The sequence below is a fragment of the Halomonas sp. 3A7M genome (genome assembly GCF_014897875.1).
Lineage (GTDB): Bacteria > Pseudomonadota > Gammaproteobacteria > Pseudomonadales > Halomonadaceae > Vreelandella.
The window spans coordinates 41,294-60,744 of sequence record NZ_JABUZD010000092.1 but is presented as its reverse complement, the minus strand read 5'-3'; the positions used below and the strand labels follow the sequence as shown (position 1 = coordinate 60,744).

Genomic DNA, 19,451 nt, shown 5'->3' with positions numbered 1-19,451 from the left:
GCGCCAACGTGAAGCCGAGGCAGAAGCTCAGCGCCAACGTGAAGCTGAGGCAGAAGCCCAGCGCCAGCGTGAAGCCGAGGCAGAAGCTCAGCGCCAGCGTGAAGCCGAGGCAGAAGCGCAGCGCCAACGGGAAGCCGAGGCGGCCATGCAGCGTCAGCTAGAGGGGGAAGCCCAAGCTGCTGCTAACGCACAGCAGGCGCAGCAAGCAGCGAATGGTTTTATTAATATTGTGCGTCGAGCGGTAGAGCAGGCATGGTTAATTCCAGCAGGTGCCAGTGACGCAATGAGTGCTACGATTCAAGTAAGGCTTGGCCCATCAGGAGAGGTACTTTTAACCACTATCGCCTCATCCAGCGGTGATAGTGCCTTTGATCGGTCTGCAATGCAGGCTGTTGAACACGCTGCTCCGTTCAGCGAGCTGAGGGATTTGCCCGCAGAGCAGCAGCGTAACTTACGTCAAATTAATCTGCGATTTACCCCGGGGGATGTTCGCTGATGCAAACCATAAGCAAAGTGTGGCTGTTTTGCGTACTGCTATTCGTTAGTAGTTATGCAACTGCAAATGCAAACCTGACTATCGAAATAACACGTGGGAGCGACCAGGCTTTACCGATTGGTATCGTTCCCTTTGCAGGCGGCGATAACATGCCTGAAGACGTGGCTCAAATCATCCAGGACGACCTTGAGCGCAGCGGTTTTTTTGCGCCCTTAGAACGCAGTGCCATGTTTGATAGGCCAAGCCAGGCGGATGACGTTGAGTTTGGCACTTGGCGTTCGCTTGATGTTCGATATTTGGTGGTAGGCCGAGCACAACAGACAAATAGTGGTTATCAGATTCAATTTGAGTTAATGGATATCAGTGGGCAGCGCCGTATGATTGGCGAAACGGTCACGGCAAATGTGAACGATTTGCGTGGTGCTGCTCACTATATGAGCGATCAAATTTTTGAAGAAATTACCGATATCCGGGGGGCTTTCTCAACTAAAATTGCTTATGTAACCGCTCAAGGGTTGGGCGATAACATGCAATTTGGTCTGTATGTGGCCGATGCGGATGGACGTAACAGTCAACAAGTGCTTACCTCCGACCAACCGATTATGTCACCTGCATGGTCTCCCGATGGCCGGAAGCTGGCATACGTATCCTTTGAAACAGAGCGTCCGGCTATCTATATTCAAGATGTTTCAACTGGGCAACGGATACAGGCAACTTCTTTCGACGGTATTAATGGTGCCCCTACATGGTCACCTGATGGCCGCAAAATCGCTATGTCGCTGTCCAAAGATGGACAACCAGAAATTTATATCCTAGACATCGGTAATCGCTCAGTAGAGCGTATAACTCAAAACAGTAGCATTGATACCGAACCAACTTGGGCGCCCGATGGACGTAGTTTGTTGTTTACCTCTGACCGTAGCGGTGGACCACAGATTTATGAATACTTGCTAGGTAGCGGTGAAGCAAATCGCATTACATTTACCGGTAACTACAATGCTCGCGCGCGCTATTCACCTGACGGAGAGCAAATCTTTTTAATTCACCGCTCCAACCGTGGATACCAAGTTGCGCGTCAGGAGCGTGATGGGGGACGTCTTGTTGTAATAAGCGAAACAACAAGAGATGAATCTCCTAGTGTTGCGCCGAACGGGACCATGGTAATCTTCGCTACCCAACAGGGTAGTAATGGGGTGTTAAGTGCCGTTTCAGCGGATGGCCGCTCGTCATTTAGATTACCCGCAGCGCAGGGTGATGTTCGCGATCCCGCGTGGTCACCTTTTTTAAATTGATTGACGAAAAGTTTACATTTTTTGTTTTCAGGCAAGGAGTCTGATTATGCAACTTAAACCGTTGGCTCGCTCATTAGCAGTAGCGCTATCTATCGTAGTAATCGCTGGCTGTTCCAGCACCGGCGGAACCCAGGATGGTGACTCTTATGGAAGCCAGGATGGCAGCGGCACAGGGACTAGCACCTCAGGTGTTGGCACTGGTGGCCAGTATGGCTCTACATCAGGTTCTGGCGCAGGCGCTGGTCAACAAGCCGATTCACGCATTCCAGAAGTCCGTACTATCTATTTTGACTTTGACCGCGACACTATCAAGGGCGATTACGAATCAGTCGTGATGGCTCATGCTCGCTATTTGCGTGCTAATCCCAGCGCCCAAGTTGTTCTGCATGGCCACACCGACGAGCGTGGCACTCGCGAATACAACATGGCCCTTGGTGAGCGTCGTGCCGGTGCTGTTAAGCGGTTCTTAAATATTCAAGGCGTGTCTCCCTCGCAAATGAGCGTCGTGAGCTATGGTGAAGAGCGTCCGGCTGCTAGCGGCCAAGGTGAAAGTGCCTACTCTCAAAACCGTCGCGTCGTCTTTAACTACTGATGGCATTGGCGTACCTAGGTGCTCAACATCAAGTACTCGCTATTAGGCGCTAGGTACGCTAACTAAGTAATGATTGGAGTCATCATGAATCACAGTCTCAAACGTTATTTTGAGAGGCTGTGCGGTGCGGGAGCCATTGTGCTCCCGCTGTCCGTATTGCCCTTGACAGCTTTTGGTCAACAGCCCCTCGTTCAAGACTTATCAAGCGGGTCTGGCTTTTATCAGCAAACTCAACGCCAGGAAGCATCTGGTGGTAACTTGGTACTCTTTAACCAAGTGCAAGAGCATCAGACAGAGATCCAGCAGCTACGTGGTCAAATTGAAGAGCTGCGACACCAGTTAGAGCAGCTTCGTCGGCAATCACAGCAGCAGTACCTGGATATTGAAGATCGTTTGATGAATAGCGGCCCTAGCCAAATTGAGCAATCGACGCCTGCAGTGGAGCCCGAGGCGGCAGAGCAAGTTGCCAACGCACCTTCTGCTCGGAACGTCAGTGAAGACGCTCAGGCTGATTACCAAGCAGCGTTTGCCCACGTTCAAGCACGTCAATTCGCAGATGCGATCAATGCGTTTAAAGCCTTTGTCACTGATCACCCCGACAGCAGTCTGACCTCTAACGGCTATTACTGGCTGGGAGAACTTTATGCTGCTGAAGGCGAACTTAGCGCTGCTGATGAATCATTTAGCCGTGTTATTGAGCAGTACAGCGGCAGCAGTAAAGTCCCCGATGCGCTTTATAAGCTAGGATTAGTAAAAGCACGGCAGGGCGAGGCTGAACGCAGTCGTGAACTGCTCGAACAAGTACGTGATGATTACCCGCAGAGTAGCGCGGCAGGGCTTGCCAATGACTTTTTACGTCAGTCTGCAGGATAACGTCTGTTTACATTTTTGTATCAAGGAAACCTCATGAGCTGCAAAATCGACTATCAACCTGCGTCCAATCTTTTGGAAAACCGCGTCGTGTTGGTAACCGGTGCGGGTGATGGAATTGGACGTGCGGCGGCACTTACCTACGCCCGCCATGGGGCAACTGTGATACTGCTTGGCCGCACGATAGCCAAGCTTGAGCGTGTCTACGATGAAATTGAAGCAGAAGACGGACCACAGCCGGCAATTTTTCCGCTCAACTTTGAGGGCGCAACGCTCAAAGACTTTCACGATATGGCTGAAACGCTGGACAAAGAGTTTGGCCGTTTAGATGGATTGCTACATAACGCTGGCTTGCTAGGCAGAATTACGCCTTTTGAGCAGTACAATCCAGAGCTGTGGGAACAAGTCATGCAGGTCAATATCAATGGGCCTATTTGGATGACCCAAGCGTTGCTACCACTGCTTCAGCAGTCAGCTGATGCTTCTGTGGTCTTCACCTCATCAAGCGTTGGACGAAAAGGCCGGGCCTACTGGGGGGCATATTCGGTTTCAAAGTTCGCCACTGAAGGTTTTGTGGAAGTGCTTGCTGACGAACTTGAAAACCAGTCTACTGTGCGGATCAATACGTTAAACCCAGGGGCAACACGTACCCAAATGCGCCGAACTGCTTATCCAGGTGAGGACCCGTTGACGCTGCGTACCCCTGAGGAAATTATGCCCACTTACTTATGGCTTATGGGGCCAGACAGCACGGGGGTTAGTGGCCAGAAGTTTGACGCTCAACCACCACGTGCATAAATGCATCTTGCCCATAGCTTTCTGACGTACCGCACCGCTTGTCGATGTTCTAGGCATTTTCATTCAATTAACGCTATCAATGAAAAGCAGCCAGAGCATCGACTAAGTCTTTACAGGTTTCAAACCATAAGTCAGCTGGCCACTGCTGATAATCGTCTTCCTCACTGATATACCCGTAGCCAACGGCGACAGCCGTCATTCCCGCCGCTTTTGCCGCCTCCATATCACGAATATGATCACCGACGTACCAACACGCTTGTGGCGCCACGTTAAGCCTGCGCGCAGCCTCCCAAAGAGGCTCCGGAGCGGGTTTTCTGACCGCTAGATCATCTGCACATAAAAGAGCCCCTGGCGTTAGCGCCAATGCATCTAACAGCGGAAGGGTATAGCGTCTTGGTTTGTTCGTTACGATTCCCCACGAGCGTGATGCTGAGTGCCAGCGGTCTAGCCATTGGTCAAGGGGTTCAAATAGCCGACTGTGAACAGCAACTGCTTGTTCATAATTATCTAACAAATACTGCCGCGCCGTATCGTGTTCAGTAGAACCACTTTCGATACCAATAGCCAAGGTTACTAAGGCACTGCCGCCGTTAGAAACCTGGCCTCGTATTTTCCCGTAGGGCAGTGGTGTCAGCCCATGATGCCGTCTCAATGCATTCGTTGCTTCAGCAAGATCAGGGGCAGTGTCAACAAGAGTTCCGTCTAAATCAAACAGTATGGCTTCAGGTATTGATGTTGACATTTATTGGCTCGCTTTCCGGCAATACATCATGTAATTGACCGATACATCGTTTGCGACCAAGCGGTAGTGACGAGTCAGTGGGTTATAGGTCAGCCCCGTTTGTTCGTTAATCTCAAGATCTGAGGCTCTCGCCCATGCGGCCATCTCAGAAGGGCGGATAAATTTTGCATAATCATGGGTGCCGCGCGGCAATAGTTTAAGCACATACTCAGCGCCTAAAATCGCAAAAGCATACGATTTGGGGGTGCGATTTAGGGTCGAGAAGAAAACATAACCCCCAGGGCGAACCAGCTCACTGCAAGCACGAATGACCGATGCAGGGTCAGGCACATGCTCAAGCATTTCCATGCAGGTTACGATGTCATAATGCCCTGGCTGCTCTGCTGCAAGCGCTTCAACGCTTATCAGTCGATAATCCACCGATGCACCGCTTTCTGTCGCATGTAGCCGGGCAACGCTAAGAGGCGCTTCTCCAAGATCAATGCCGGTAACACTAGCTCCTCGATGAGCCATTGATTCACTTAAAATCCCACCGCCACAGCCGACATCGAGCACCTTTTTACCGGCTAGGCCTGCACGCGCGTCAATAAAGTCAAGGCGTAAGGGATTGATAGCGTGCAGCGGCTTGAATTCCCCCTCTGCGTCCCACCAACGACTAGCAAGTGCTTCAAATTTCGCAACTTCCGCTGCGTCGACATTGTCGTGGTTGCGATGAGTAGTGCTATCCTGAGGTATCGCTTGCATGTTTTAACTCCCATTGTCGGTAAGTTGGCATGAAGGTGGCAACCAACTAGTCGTTCAGTATTATGTCATTCTAACCACTCCTGGAAAGGAACGCATGAAAAGGAACGCGACATGAATCTTAACCCCCTATTTTCGCGACTTTTATTTTCTCAGGGAGCGTGATGAATGCGAGTGTTACTCCACGGAAGTGAACTAAGTGCCGCTACCGCCGCCGCAGCATTAGCCTGGGTAGGCCATCAAGTTGAGTGGCTACTACACGAAAGCGCACCATGGCCACAGCTTTTAAAGGCGGACTGGCTGCGCAGTGAACCTGAGTTAATGACGCATATTGAACAAGCGTTAGCCAGTGAAACACTGAGAATTATTGAAGCGCCAGAGCAGGCTCACTCTCCTGATGTGGTCTGGTTGGCTCTGTCGCCCGATCAGCGCCAAGCGGCCAAGACACTGCTTGAAGCCCCTATATTTGAGCACCATAGTGGTGCTGTATTAATTAATAATTCAACATTTCCAGTAGGCGAAACAGAGCAGTTGCACGCGCTTATGGGGCCCCAGCACAGTAGCGTTGCCTTACCTGACACCCTGGAAGAAGGGCGGGCCTGGCTCTCCTTTACGCGTCCTTCACGCTGGCTGCTCGGTTGTGACGATGCAACCGGTGAACAGGTGGCGCGCGAGCTTTTACGTGCCTTTAATCGCCGCAATGATGTGTTCCAGCGTATGCCTTGTAGAGCGGCTGAGCTGACTAAGCTCGCTATAAACGGCATGCTGGCAACACGTATCAGCTACATGAACGAGATTGCAGGCCTTGCAGATACGCTCGGAGTTGACGTTGAACATGTACGCCAAGGTATGGGCGCTGATACCCGAATTGGCTATGAATATTTATACCCTGGCTGTGGCTTTGGTGGCCCCAATTTCTCTCGCGACCTAATGCGCTTAGCTGATGTTCAGTCAGCCAGTGGTCGTAATTCGGCATTGCTAGAGCAAGTAATGGACATCAATGAACAGAAAAAAGAGACGTTATTTAGGAAACTCTGGACGCTCTTCGAGGGCGATTTAGCCGGCAAAACGATTGCTATTTGGGGAGCCGCTTTTAAACCAGGAACCACTCGAATCGATCACGCGCCTGTGCTGACACTCCTTGCTGCCTTATGGGCGCAAGGCGTAAAGGTAAATCTTCATGATCCAGCGGCAACCCCCGCGCTGCTCAACGCGGTCGGTGACCGAAACGATCTAACTACATTCACCAGTGACCCATACTTGGCATGTGAAGGAGCTGACGCACTGATGCTGGTGACTGAGTGGAAAACTTATTGGAACCCTGACTGGCATCGTTTAGCCTCGTTATTGAGCGCTAAGTTGGTGCTGGATGGACGAAATATTTATGACCCAGCCTTCGTGGCTAGCTGTGGCTTACGGTATAGAGGAATCGGGCGTCGAGCAGATCCCACAACGCATTGAGGAAAAGTCATGCCCAACAGTACTGCATCTTCTCGCATTGTTCCCGATGTGGACCAAAGCTTGACCGCACAACACTTGCGTCATCGCAGGGGGCCCAAACTGTGGCCATTGTGGTTATTGATGATGCTTATTATCATTTCGCTGGGTGCCGCCGCGGTGGGCCTTTGGTATGAAAGAGAGCGCTTATTAGAAGAGGTCCATCGAGTAAGTGGAGAAGTCTCTAATCTTCATGCAAGACTCGACTCGGGTGACACGGACACGCAAGATGCGATAGCCTTTGTACAAGCACAGATGACAACGCTGTTCCAAGAACAGGAGCAATTAGCCGTTGCGGTGACACGTACCCGTGAGGAACTCTACGGTCTTTTGACGTCAAACGAAGAGCTCGTGAATGGTGATGCCCTAAGCAGCATTGCTGAGCGTATTAGTCAGTTGGAAGAACAAGCAGCGTTGCGTGACCAACAGCTTGCCGCTATACGCACATCACTTGACTCACTTGAGCAAGCGGGCATGTCTGGGCGGCAAAATCTAGCAGAAGAGGTAACTTACCTCGAAGAGATGCTGTCGCAGCGCCTATCTGCGACTACCAACCGACTCGATGATATTGCTAAGTTAGAAAACGAAAACAGCGAATTGGTAACAAATGTTACTGCATGGCAAGAAGAGGTCGATCAGCGTTTTACTGAGGTAAACTCAACCCTTGAAATGCTAAGCAGCACTGATACTTCAGCTACTCAAGAAGCGTTACAAGCGCTTGAACAGCAATGGGCGCAACGATTAAACACCTTAGAGAGTGATATCCGTCAAGTGCGGCAAGCCCAGCTGGCATTTAGTGCTCAGATGGAGATGCTCCGCTAGCAATTGTCACCAGCATAAAGCAATGGGTAATAAAGCCACCGAGTCGCTGATTTGGTTAGGGATGAACTGCATGGAAAGAATACGGCGATGGCCTACCGTTAAACAAGCGACTCGTGAGGTGGTTTTACCGCTTCTTGTAACGTGGTCAGCTCCCGTATGGGCACTTAACGCGTCAATCGATGGTGTCAGTAGTGAAGTAGAGGACAATATTGATGCCTATTTACAGAACATTGACGAAGATCAGTACACCGATATCCGTTTGGAAGGCGAAATACGTAAGCGTGCGCAAGAAGCCATGCGCGTTTTCGGCTACTACGAGCCTGACATTACGGTTGATGTTGATAGCTCACCTATCACACTTCGCATAGAACCCGGCTCGCCGGTCAAAATCGACGTGCTTTCTGTCAATATCAGCGGTGAAGCAAGCGATGACCCTCCGTTTCAGGAAGCACTCGATGCATTTCCCTTGAAGGAAGGCGATACACTACGGCATGCCCCATGGGATCGCCTACGCAACCAGTTTTCAGGCCTAGCACTTGAGCGTGGTTATTTCGACTGGGGGTTTACTGACCGCCGAATGGAAATAAGGCCATACCTTGAAAGCGCTCGTCTCTATATGGATTTCGACAGCGGCCCACGCTATCAATTTGGCAATACGACTATTTCAGGTAGTCATATCGAACCTGAGCGTTTGCTTCAAATGCAGACCTTTGAAGCAGGGGAGCCTTATCTAGCGGAATCGATAGCCCGCTATAATCAACGTTTAGCTGAGACAGAATGGTTCAGCTCTGTGACGGTACGACCACGCTTAGAGACAGCGCGGGAGCTGACCCTATCGCCGCCAACAGGAAGCTCACCGTGGTGGAATGAAGCAACGGCATCGCAGCCTCAACGTCCTAGGCTGTCCAGCGCAGCGCTTGTCAGCGCACTTAGTGTCACTCAGCGGGACGATACCAGTCTGCCTATTGACGTAAGTGTAGAGCCTGCCGATCGCCATCAATTTGAAGTCGGGATTGGCTTTGCAACTGACGTAGGGCCGCGCATGCGCTTTGGCTGGAAACAGCCATGGATTAACCGCTTTGGCCATAGCCTGGATCATGATCTGTATGTTTCAGCCCCCGACCAGCGCTTCACAGGGACTTACAATATCCCGTTAGAAGATCCGTTACGCGATAGCTATCGTCTGCAATATGGCGTGCGTAACCTGGATGATGGCGATACCCAATCGTTAGAGGGTACCGTGGAAATCGCTCGTCGATGGGAGTTTGAAAATCGCTGGGTACAAACACTTTACTTCCGTACGACCTATGAAGACTTCACCCAAGGGGGAGTCTCAGATGAAGTATTGCTGTTTTATCCAGGCATTCAGTGGTCCCGTACAAGAACGCGTCCTCAGCGGTTTCCGCTTTGGGGAGATAGGCAACAATTATCGCTCGAGTATTCAGACACGATATGGGGATCCGATGCCAAGTTCGCGCGTATGACGGGTGACACAGAATGGATTCGCACCATTGGCGATGATAATCGTTTTTCGGCAAGGCTAAGTATCGGCGCTATCGAAACAGATAATTTCGATAAACTGCCTCCTTCGTTACGCTTTTTTGCGGGCGGTGACCGAAGTGTCCGGGGTTACTCCTACGAAAGCCTATCTCCGCGAAATGAAGAAGGGCTGTTACGTGGCGGCCAGCAAATGCTGACCTCGACTCTAGAGTACCAGCGTCGCGTGACTGGCGACTGGTGGGGAGCAACTTTTGTCGATACTGGAGATGCCTTCGATAATTGGGGGCCAGAAGAGTTAAAGACGGGCGCAGGGGTTGGCGTACGCTGGATTTCCCCTGTGGGCCCTATCCGACTTGATGTAGCACACCCATTTGACGATGAAGACGATTGGCGCCTGCATTTTTCCATCGGACCGGAATTTTAGGAGAGCATTTTGGCTAAGGTTGCAAAAGCGGCATCTATCAAGCGTCAACCGCTCTCAGTTAAACATCGCATTGGGTTGTTTTTGTGGAGTCTTGTACGGTTAGTCATTGTGCTGCCACTCTGGCTATTTGGTCTGGTCGCTCTGCTGCTCGGCGTTGCGCTCTCCCCTTGGGGAACAGGTCAACTGTTTTCTCAAGGCGAGCAACGGGGCTTCTTTACGTATGAACACCAAGAAGGCGCACTGCTTGACCAGTTTGCATTGCGCGGTTTTCAACTATCGCTTGGTGAGACACGCATCAACGTCGACAGCCTTGAGCTGGCCTGGGCTGAAGATTGTGTGCTGTCAGGTAAGCTTTGCCTGGACAAACTTCATGTAGAAGGCGCAGATATACGTTTGGGCGAGAGCACTGAAGCGGAGCCAGACTCACCAGAATCTGATGGGATGCCTAGCATCCAACTGCCTTTTCCTATTGAACTACGTTCAGTTGAGTTCACTAACGTCCAACTGCAGCTAGCTGATGGAACTCGCGTCGGCTGGGAGTCGTTTTCAACCGCGATTACCGCGCAGCAACATCTTGTCAGTATCGCGCCCACCACGCTCATGCAGCCAACCGTGTACTTGCCTCCCACGGCAGGCACCCAACTGACAGAAGGTATCCAGACACCGTTACATGCATCTGCTATTGATGGTGCGGTTATGGTTACCCAACCGGTCATAGCAGAACCAGGTCAAGCGGTCGAAGCCTTAGCAGCACGGGAGCGAATTGAGCTACCTGAAATAATGCTGCCCATTGATATCGACTTAGCATCCTTCACCGTGACTGACGTCACTGTCAGCGGAGCCGTTGATTACCAAGTCGAACGATTAGCCGTGGTTGCGAGTGCCGAAGGCAGCCAAATAACGCTCCGCTCATTAGAGTTGCTCACGCCTGATGCCGAGGCGAACTTAACAGCCAACGCCACATTATCAGGCAGCTATCCGTTAGATGCTCGATTAACGACAACCTTGTTTTTACCCGAAATATTTCCTGAGCTAAGTGGCGAAGAGCTTGTTTTGGAACTGTCAGGATCCCTAGATGAGCTGACAGCCAGTTTAGGGGCAGCCGGTGTCGTTAATGCAACACTGGAGGCTCAAGTCGATGCGCTGGCACCGACGCTACCCTTCAATATACGACTGCAGAGTAACCGCCTACAGTGGCCCCTCACACAACCTAGTAGCGATGAGTCATCGGCAGAACCCTATGTTGTTGAAGATATAGACATCGTTGCTAGCGGCAGCTTGGAAGCCTACCAGACAACGCTTTCCTTAAACGCTCAAGGCCCGCAAGTGCCGGCCACCGATATTCGACTCAGTGGCAACGGAGATCTTTCATCGTTCCGCTGGACGCCGCTAACCCTAGCGATTAATGACAGTTCGCTGAGTAGTGAAGGGGAAGTGAATTGGGCTTCGTCACTACGGGTTGATACCACCATCCAACTGGATCAATTCGATCCATCGCTGTTTGTCGAACAGCTCAACGGCAATCTCAATGGTGATATTACCGCTAGTGTGCGTCAAACCGGCGACCTATGGGAAGTCAGCCTGCCAGTCCTCGATATTACTGGGGAGCTCCAGGAGTATCCCTTGGCGCTTCAAGCCTCTTTAGAGGCTAACAGTGCGCTTGAAGTAGATATCCAAGAACTACTTTTCACTCAGGGAGACAACCGATTAACGGCCTCTGGTCAAGTTAGTGAGCAAGCAATGTCGCTAGATACCGAGATTGCATTGCGCCAATTACAAACGCTGCATCCAGACTTAGCGGGGACATTAACAGGTAATATTCTGGCCAGAGGTAGCATTAGCCAACCTAAGGTGGAAGCCGAATTAACTGGCCGTGATTTGCAGTTTGCCGAAAACCGTATTGAAACGTTATCACTGACCAGCAATATCGAGGGAATCGAAGACCCAACGCTAGACATTAACCTTGGTTTGCAGCAAGTCAATGCAGGTGGGCAGGCATTTTCGAGTATTGCCCTTGAGCTTAACGGACGCCTATCTCAGCACGCACTCACTGTCAGTATCGACGGCCAAGCCGATAACATGCTAAGCCGTGCACTTGTAGCGCTAGATGGGCGTTTTGATCAACAAGCGCAGCAGTACCAGGGCCAACTAACACCGCTGGAAATCGACTCCGAGTTCGGCAATCTACGTTTAGAAGCCCCTCTTGATATTCGTTACAACCTAGCTAACGGCCAAGCGCAACTCTCACCTTTCTGTGTGCGTCGCGAAGAAGGAGGGCTTGTTTGTTCGCAAGAACAGATTGCCGCATCGGCCGACCAAGGGCGCGCGGTGTTGAGCATCAGAGAAGTGCCGATGGAAGCACTCGAGCCTTTATTGCCAGAAGAGTGGAGCTTTGAGGGTGATACGACAGCAGACATTGTTGCAGCTTGGCGCCAAGGCGGGGCTCAGTGGCAAGCCGATGTTCAGGTATTAAGTGAGTTAGCGATTACGGCAGTCAACGATTACGGCCAGCCCGTAGAGCTTCCTGTGATTAGTTTAAACACGCAGTTAGACGCCAGTCAGGCTCAAGCTGATGCCGATATTGTACTGTCGTTTGCAGATGCTGGTGAGCTGGCACTCGATCTCAGCATTAGTGATCCACTTGGTCGTGGTGGTCTTAGTGGCGAGCTAAGCGCCCAAGCGCTTTCTTTAGCACCTTACCGCCCGTTGGTGGTGGGCATGGATCGCTTAGAGGGCGACTTAAATGGCCGTATACAAATTGCAGGAACCACCAGTCAGCCCGATTTACAGGGGCAGCTTGCGCTTCGTAATCTAAGCGTTCATGGCCCAGATATTCCTATCGATATCAAAGATGGCGAGCTGGTCGTTGCGTTTGACGGCGAACAAGGGGACATAAATGGTTTTGTTGCTGCTGAACGTGGTCGCTTGAATATCGCTGGGGATGCTTACTTTCCTGCAGGCGACGACTGGCGTATTGGTGTCGATGTTAACGCGACTCAGGAGCCATTATTAATCGTTTTGCCACAGTTTGGGCGTTTAGAAGCAGCGCCTGATATCCGCATTCGTGTAACACCGGATCGCTTGCAAGTACGTGGCAATGTCGATCTACCATGGGCGCGCTTAGAAGTTGGCGATCTTCCTGCCTCAGCTGTTAGCCCAAGCTCTGACGAAGTCATTATCACCGAGCGCGATGATCGAGAAGCTGAGCGAGTGGCTCAGCAACGGACTGCCAATGGCGAGCCAAGCGCTGCTGATGAGCTTTCACAATCAGGAATGGACATTGATGTGCTCATCACACTAACCTTGGGCCGTGATATGCAAATATCAGCATATGGGCTTAATTCTGATTTGGGTGGCACGTTAGAAATTCGTCAAGGCAGCGGTGCACTTCAGCTGTTTGGTGATGTCAACCTTATCAATGGTCGTTTTAAAGCCTTTAGTCAGGATCTGCTGATTCGCCGTGGACAGCTGATATTCAGTGGCCCTCCAGGGCTGCCAATTCTCGATTTCGAAGCAATTCGTAATCCTGATATCACGGAAGATGAGGTTATTGCTGGCATTCGTGTTAGTGGCAATGCAGAAGAGCCCAACTTACTGATCTTTTCAGAACCAGCAATGGATGAAACCCGTGCGCTGTCATATTTATTGAGGGGGCGTGCACCCGATGCTGCTGGAGGAGGGATTGATAGTGCGCTTACTACCGCCTTAATCGGCATGTCTCTCGGTAAGACAGGCGGAGCCGTTGGCTCCATTGGGGAAGCGTTTGGTATTAGCGATTTGACCTTGGATACCACTGGGGCAGGTGACAATAGCCAAGTGGTGCTGACAGGGCAGTTAACCGACGATATCCGGATTAGCTACGGTGTTGGCATTTTCTCGCCCATTGCAGAACTGACATTACGCTACACACTTTGGCGCAATCTATATGTGCAGGCAGTATCAGGCGCAAATCAAGCCGTCGACTTAATCTACACATTTACTCGGCCAGGTGACCCTACGATTTATCCACGGCAATAAGAGGGCGTTATGACGCTATTTTCTAAAGCAAATTCAGCACCACTTGGCCGCGTAACGCCGATTGAAACGAGCAGCGTACATACCGTTACAGGCCACTCACTTCACCCTCCTTTCCCAGCAGGGTATGAAGAAATTGTGTTAGGCATGGGGTGCTTTTGGGGCGTTGAACGCCTGTTTTGGCAAGTGCCGGGAGTTTACGTCACTGCCGCCGGTTATGCCGGGGGAGAAACACCAAACCCAACTTATCAAGAAACGTGTACGGGACAAACAGGCCATACCGAGGTAGTTCGAGTGGTATATGATCCCAATGCCACATCCTTGGCTACGCTGTTGCAAATTTTTTGGGAACAGCACGACCCTACTCAAGGCAATCGTCAAGGCAACGATGTGGGTAGCCAGTACCGCTCTGCCATTTTCACAACAACGGCTGCTCAGTTGATGGCTGCTGAAAAGAGTGCCAATGCCTATCAAAAGGCGCTCGATGAGGCTGGCCGAGGTACTATTACTACCGAGATCAAGCCGCTGAATACTTTTTACTACGCGGAGGCTTATCATCAGCAGTATTTAGACAAGAACCCCGCTGGTTACTGCGGGCTCAAAGGTACTGGCGTTACTTGCCCCATCGGTTAGTCGTGGTGAGAAGAGCCAAGTACTCCATCACAAGGTCAGTAATAAGGTCAGTAAAATGCCACATACTTTAAAACGTTCATGGCTCATGCCTTCGGTTTGGGCCCTGGTCGTCTTTGCTGCAATTACTACGCCGACCATGGCAGAGGAAGTTACTGAAGATGCCGTTCCAGCGCCACAAACGGTTGAAGAGAGCCCGTTTGCAAGTGAGCGAGAAGCGGTCATATGGCGTCAGGATGAATTGAAAGAGCTAGAAAGCCTTCTGCGTCAGCTGCGTTTTGACTTGGTGAATAACCAGGATGCACGCGGAGCCGCGCCGCGGTTAGCAACGCTTCAGGAACAAGCGACTCAAGCTCATTTTTTGCCCGCGTTTATTGTCGGCACTCATGGGCGTGGGTCTGACGCTCGCCCAGAAATCTGGGAAGAGTGGGAAGATTTCGCAGCGGGATTTACGGATCTTGAGCAAAAAGTGGCGACGCTAATCGATGCGGCCGAGCAAGAGGACTATCGCGCGGCCACGCGAGCATTTTCTGATGTTGGCTTAAGCTGTAAAAGCTGTCATCGCGCCTACCGCTATAACTGACCGAGATCGATGTCATCAGAGCGATAGGCACAGATGGTGTCAGTCGCTTTGTTGAAGGCGGTCGATACGATAAAGGGTCTCAACCTGCTCCAGGCCAGTTATGGTGCATTTGAGATCTTTTACACGGCCGTCGCTCAACCCATAGACCCAACCATGCACTGAAATATCTTGGCCTCTCTGCCAGGCACGTTGCAGAATTTTGGTTCGGCACAAACTATTAACTTGAGCCTTTACGTTCAATTCGCACATGCGGTCAATTTGCTCTTCCATTGGTAAATGTTCAAGCGTATTACGGTGATGGTTATACTGTTCGCGCACCGAATGCAGCCAGTAATCGACGACTCCGCACTCACCGCCGGTTACTGCCGCCTTAATGCCACCACAACCGTAGTGCCCCACAATCATGATATGACTGACCTTAAGTACATCCACCGCAAACTGCACAACTGACAGTGCGTTCATATCGGTATGGTGGAGCAGGTTAGCGACATTACGATGGACAAAAACTTCGCCTGGCGGAAGGGCAATAATTTGGTTAGCAGGCACACGACTGTCAGAACAACCAATCCAGAGGTAATCAGGGTTTTGCTGATTGGAAAGGCGTTTAAAGTAGTCAGGATCTTCCTCACACATACGCTCTGCCCAGGCGCGATTATTATCAAGCAGTGTTTCAATAGCGTTAGACATTGGATCTCCGTCACAGGTTAGGAGCTGTTAGGTTCAAGATAGAGCAAACTAGGGTACAGAGAGAGGGGTTTTAACCTTCTCAGAATCTAAGGTCAATCTTTGTGCTTAACGACCGTTGTCGGTAAGTACATGACCGATAAGTACATGCAATGGTTCAGGATAGGAATAGCACATGGCAGATAACGCGGAATATGAATACGATTTATTGGTAATTGGAGCAGGGTCAGGGGGTGTTCGCGCCGCACGAATGGCAGCTGCAAGCGGTGCCAGAGTTGCTATAGCAGAAGATCGTTACTTGGGCGGCACCTGTGTCAATGTCGGCTGCGTGCCTAAAAAACTGTACTCCTATGCGGCTCACTTTCACGACAGCTTCGATGATGCCGCAGGCTTTGGATGGCAGTTGCCTGGGCCTGCTGTCTTTGAGTGGTCAGTGCTACGCGATAATAAAACCAGTGAAATAAAACGGCTTAATGGCATTTATCAGCGGATGTTAGAGGGCGCGGGAGTCGTACTGCTTCATGCTAGAGCAACCGTGACAGGGGCACACAGCGTTTCACTGGCTTCTGAAGAAGGCGTTACCCAAGTAACCGCACAAAAGATACTGCTAGCGACAGGTGGTTGGCCATGGGTGCCTGATTTTCCTGGCAGTGAATACACAGTCACTTCAAACCAGATATTTGACCTTGACGCTTTTCCAGAGCGGTTTCTGGTTTTGGGAGGCGGCTATATTGCGGTCGAATTCGCGAGCATTTTTAACGGCCTCGGTAGTGAAACACATTTGATTTATCGTGGAGAGCTGTTTCTAAAAGGGTTTGATGAAGAAGTTCGAGCTTTTACCCGCGATGAAATGAGCAAAAAAGGCGTCAATCTGCATTTCAATACCAATATTGAACGGATTGAACCCAATGGCTCGGCGTTTAACGTGTATTTAACTAACGGTGATGTTCAAGAGGTAGATGCCGTCTTAGCAGCGACAGGACGTAATGCCAATACGCAGGGGCTAGGGCTTGAAGCATTGGGTATTCATCTTGATAGCAGTGGAAAAATCCCAGTAAATGCGCGCTACGAGACGGCGGTCCCTTCAATCTTGGCGCTTGGCGATTTGACCCAGGGGCCTGAATTGACGCCCGTAGCACTGGCTGAGGCGATGCAGTTAGTCGATATCCACTTCAATGAAACACTGCCTAAACCGCTGGACTACGCCACGATTCCTACGGCGGTTTTTTGTCATCCCAATATTGGGACGGTAGGGCTATCTGAAGAGGCTGCCAGAGAAAACATTGGCAAAATTAGCGTTTATAGCGCGGACTTTAAAGCAATGAAACACACCTTGTCTGGTAGCCAAGAACGCACTTTAATGAAGCTAATCGTTGATGACGCGACAGATGTTGTCGTAGGGGCTCACATGGTCGGTGAAGAGGCCGGTGAATTAATACAAGGGATCGCCATTTCGGTCAGAGCTGGGCTTACAAAAGAAGATTTTGATCGTACCATCGGCATCCATCCAACAGGTGCGGAAGAGTTTGTGACAATGAGAACAGCTACGCGCAATTGATTACATAAAATTTACATTTTTAAGGCGAGCATTAGCTCGCCTTTTTTGTCTCGCAGCTATGTGAGGTTGATCTAAACTCTTCCAATACAGCGGCTCTTTCAGCTGATTTTTGCAGGTAGAGACGCCTTTGATAACCAAAAATTATGGAAAAGGACAGGATGAATAATATGATTTTTGAATTGCTCATAATCAGCTGTTATAATGGCGCTCAAATTCGCTACAGCGAAGCATAACCATGAGCACGCCAATAACACCTTTTACCCCTTCTGCAGACCTTGCACGCCCAACAGTCGCTGATGCTGTGGTCGGGCATGCATCTACTCCGTTATTTATTCGCAAGCCGAATGCAGATGATGGTTGGGGCGTCTACGAGTTGATAAAAGCTTGCCCGCCGCTTGATGTTAATTCTGCTTATGCTTATTTACTGTTGGCAACTCAGTTTCGCGACACCTGTGCGGTCGCGACAAATGAAGAGGGCGAGATAGTAGGATTTGTATCTGGCTATGTGAAAGACAACGCGCCGGATACCTACTTTCTATGGCAGGTTGCCGTCGGTGAAAAAGCACGTGGTACAGGCTTGGCGCGCCGCTTAGTCGAAGCCATTATGTCGCGTCCAGAACTTGATAATGTGCATCATCTGGAAACGACGATCACTCCAGACAATCAGGCCTCTTGGGGCTTATTTCGCCGCCTCGCTGCACGCTGGCAAGCCCCTTTAAATAGCCGTGAATATTTCTCTACCGAACAACTCGGTGGGGAGCATGATCCTGAAAACCTAGTTCGTATAGGTCCATTTCAAACAGACAGCATGTAACGGAACGGACCAGCTATTGCCCAATACGCGGTTCTTGCTAGCTGGTTACGTGTTACCGCTGTTTCCGCCAGTTTGTCCTACGCTTGTTGGCTCAATGATTTAAAAAGGAGGTCGTTAATGCAGACCCAAACGCTTGAACGCATGGAATCTAACGTACGTACTTATTCGCGCTCATTCCCCGTTGTGTTTACCAAAGCCCAGAATGCTCGTTTAACGGACGAGAATGGTCGTGAGTACATTGATTTCCTAGCCGGTGCCGGCACGCTCAATTACGGCCACAATAACCCACATCTCAAACAAGCAATGATCGACTATCTGTCAACAGATGGCATTGTTCATGGCCTGGATATGTGGACCGCTGCAAAGCGTGATTACCTGGAAACCCTTGAAGAAGTTATCTTCAAACCGCGTGGCTTAGACTACAAGGTACATCTGCCTGGTCCGACAGGCACTAACGCAGTAGAAGCGGCCATCCGTTTGGCCCGTGTTGCTAAAGGTCGCCATAACATTGTGACCTTCACCAACGGCTTCCACGGCGTCACCATGGGAGCACTGGCAACCACGGGTAACCGCAAGTTCCGCGAAGCGACCGGTGGCATTCCCACACAGGGCGCAAGCTTTTTACCCTTTGATGGTTATATGGGAGAGCATGCGGATACGCTGGATTACTTCGAGAAATTACTTAACGACAAATCTGGCGGCCTCGATATACCGGCAGGTGTTATTGTCGAAACCGTGCAAGGCGAGGGCGGTATTAACGTGGCAGGCCTTGAGTGGCTCAAGCGTTTAGAAAGTATCTGTCACGCCCATGATATTCTGTTGATCATCGACGACATCCAAGCAGGCTGTGGCCGCACGGGTAAGTTCTTTAGCTTTGAACACGCGGGCATCACGCCTGATATCGTGACGAACTCAAAATCACTCTCTGGATTCGGGCTGCCATTTGCCCATGTATTGATGCGTCCAGAGCTTGATAAATGGAAGCCTGGTCAGTATAACGGCACGTTCCGTGGTTTCAGCCTGGCGATGGTGACCGCCACGGCTGCGCTCAAAAAATATTGGTCAAATGATGTTTTTGAGCGTGATGTTCAGTGCAAAGCGCGTATTGTTGAAGAACGTTTCCAAAAGCTGGCAGCCTTACTCAGTGAGAACGGCATGCCTGCCACTGAACGTGGACGCGGCCTCATGCGCGGTATTGATGTTGTCTCTGGTGATATTGCCGACAAGATCACCAGCAAAGCATTTGAGCACGGCCTTATTATTGAGACCAGCGGCCAAGACGGCGAAGTAGTGAAATGCCTATGCCCGCTGACCATCAGTGATGAGGACTTGCTGGAAGCGCTGGATATTCTAGAAGCCTCAGTCAATGCTGTTATCCAAGCGTGATGTAGAGT

The 19,451-nt window shown here is 50.7% G+C and carries 17 protein-coding genes; 14 read left to right on the top strand and 3 right to left on the bottom strand.

What is annotated here, in order from left to right; all coding sequences use genetic code 11:
* From tolA to INT19_RS08560, 5 genes are all read left to right on the top strand, one after another.
* A partial coding sequence (gene tolA / locus INT19_RS08580) for a cell envelope integrity protein TolA (RefSeq protein WP_193060452.1) occupies window positions 1-496 on the top strand: 496 nt, incomplete at its 5' end.
* A complete protein-coding gene (gene tolB / locus INT19_RS08575; RefSeq protein ID WP_089038392.1) occupies window positions 496-1,788 on the top strand; it encodes a Tol-Pal system beta propeller repeat protein TolB in 1,293 nt (430 codons plus the stop codon). The genes tolA and tolB, both read left to right, overlap by 1 nt.
* Window positions 1,789-1,834: 46 nt before the next feature.
* The gene (pal, locus tag INT19_RS08570; protein ID WP_193060451.1) at window positions 1,835-2,380 is read left to right on the top strand and encodes a peptidoglycan-associated lipoprotein Pal; all 546 of its coding nucleotides are present in this window, start codon (window positions 1,835-1,837) and stop codon (window positions 2,378-2,380) included.
* Between the two features lie 84 nt (window positions 2,381-2,464).
* Window positions 2,465-3,253 (top strand): tol-pal system protein YbgF, encoded by a 789-nt coding sequence (gene ybgF, locus INT19_RS08565; RefSeq protein WP_089038390.1) that lies wholly within the window; start codon window positions 2,465-2,467, stop codon window positions 3,251-3,253.
* A 33-nt stretch (window positions 3,254-3,286) separates the two neighbouring features.
* A complete protein-coding gene (locus INT19_RS08560; protein WP_193060450.1) occupies window positions 3,287-4,048 on the top strand; it encodes a YciK family oxidoreductase in 762 nt (253 codons plus the stop codon).
* 76 nt (window positions 4,049-4,124) lie between these two features.
* Here INT19_RS08560 and INT19_RS08555 read toward each other — a convergent pair whose 3' ends face one another.
* Both INT19_RS08555 and ubiG read right to left on the bottom strand, forming a co-directional pair.
* Window positions 4,125-4,790: an HAD-IA family hydrolase gene (locus INT19_RS08555; protein ID WP_193060449.1), complete on the bottom strand. Its 666-nt coding sequence runs from the start codon at window positions 4,788-4,790 to the stop codon at window positions 4,125-4,127.
* Window positions 4,791-5,534, bottom strand: a complete 744-nt coding sequence (ubiG, locus tag INT19_RS08550; RefSeq protein WP_193060448.1) for a bifunctional 2-polyprenyl-6-hydroxyphenol methylase/3-demethylubiquinol 3-O-methyltransferase UbiG — start codon at window positions 5,532-5,534, stop codon at window positions 4,791-4,793.
* A gap of 165 nt (window positions 5,535-5,699) precedes the next feature.
* On the opposite strand from ubiG, the gene INT19_RS08545 reads away from it, so the two are divergent.
* The 6 genes from INT19_RS08545 to INT19_RS08520 all read left to right on the top strand — a co-directional run bounded on the left by INT19_RS08545 (window position 5,700) and on the right by INT19_RS08520 (window position 15,001).
* Window positions 5,700-6,992 (top strand): nucleotide sugar dehydrogenase, encoded by a 1,293-nt coding sequence (locus INT19_RS08545; protein ID WP_089038386.1) that lies wholly within the window; start codon window positions 5,700-5,702, stop codon window positions 6,990-6,992.
* A gap of 9 nt (window positions 6,993-7,001) precedes the next feature.
* Window positions 7,002-7,850 carry a hypothetical protein gene (locus INT19_RS08540; RefSeq protein WP_089038385.1) on the top strand — a complete coding sequence of 283 codons (849 nt, stop codon included), beginning with the start codon at window positions 7,002-7,004 and terminating at the stop codon, window positions 7,848-7,850.
* Between the two features lie 70 nt (window positions 7,851-7,920).
* The gene (gene tamA, locus INT19_RS08535) at window positions 7,921-9,774 is read left to right on the top strand and encodes an autotransporter assembly complex protein TamA (protein ID WP_089040870.1); all 1,854 of its coding nucleotides are present in this window, start codon (window positions 7,921-7,923) and stop codon (window positions 9,772-9,774) included.
* Between the two features lie 9 nt (window positions 9,775-9,783).
* Window positions 9,784-13,791, top strand: coding sequence for an autotransporter assembly complex protein TamB (gene tamB, locus INT19_RS08530; RefSeq protein ID WP_193060447.1), 4,008 nt, complete (start codon window positions 9,784-9,786; stop codon window positions 13,789-13,791).
* Window positions 13,792-13,800: 9 nt separating this feature from the next.
* Window positions 13,801-14,421, top strand: a complete 621-nt coding sequence (msrA, locus tag INT19_RS08525) for a peptide-methionine (S)-S-oxide reductase MsrA (protein ID WP_193060446.1) — start codon at window positions 13,801-13,803, stop codon at window positions 14,419-14,421.
* 85 nt (window positions 14,422-14,506) lie between these two features.
* Complete coding sequence (locus INT19_RS08520; RefSeq protein ID WP_226912743.1) at window positions 14,507-15,001, top strand: c-type cytochrome; 495 nt, start codon at window positions 14,507-14,509, stop codon at window positions 14,999-15,001.
* A 39-nt stretch (window positions 15,002-15,040) separates the two neighbouring features.
* Here the strand turns inward: INT19_RS08520 and can are convergent, their stop codons facing one another.
* On the bottom strand, window positions 15,041-15,688 hold the full coding sequence (can, locus tag INT19_RS08515; protein WP_089038381.1) for a carbonate dehydratase: 648 nt from the start codon (window positions 15,686-15,688) through the stop codon (window positions 15,041-15,043).
* 172 nt (window positions 15,689-15,860) lie between these two features.
* Between can and gorA the strand changes: the two genes are divergently transcribed.
* From gorA to ectB, 3 genes are all read left to right on the top strand, one after another.
* Window positions 15,861-17,243: a glutathione-disulfide reductase gene (gene gorA / locus INT19_RS08510; RefSeq protein WP_193060444.1), complete on the top strand. Its 1,383-nt coding sequence runs from the start codon at window positions 15,861-15,863 to the stop codon at window positions 17,241-17,243.
* 235 nt (window positions 17,244-17,478) lie between these two features.
* Window positions 17,479-18,057, top strand: coding sequence for a diaminobutyrate acetyltransferase (gene ectA / locus INT19_RS08505; protein WP_030072977.1), 579 nt, complete (start codon window positions 17,479-17,481; stop codon window positions 18,055-18,057).
* A gap of 117 nt (window positions 18,058-18,174) precedes the next feature.
* On the top strand, window positions 18,175-19,443 hold the full coding sequence (ectB, locus tag INT19_RS08500) for a diaminobutyrate--2-oxoglutarate transaminase (RefSeq protein WP_193060443.1): 1,269 nt from the start codon (window positions 18,175-18,177) through the stop codon (window positions 19,441-19,443).
* The last annotated feature ends 8 nt before the right edge of the window (window positions 19,444-19,451 follow it).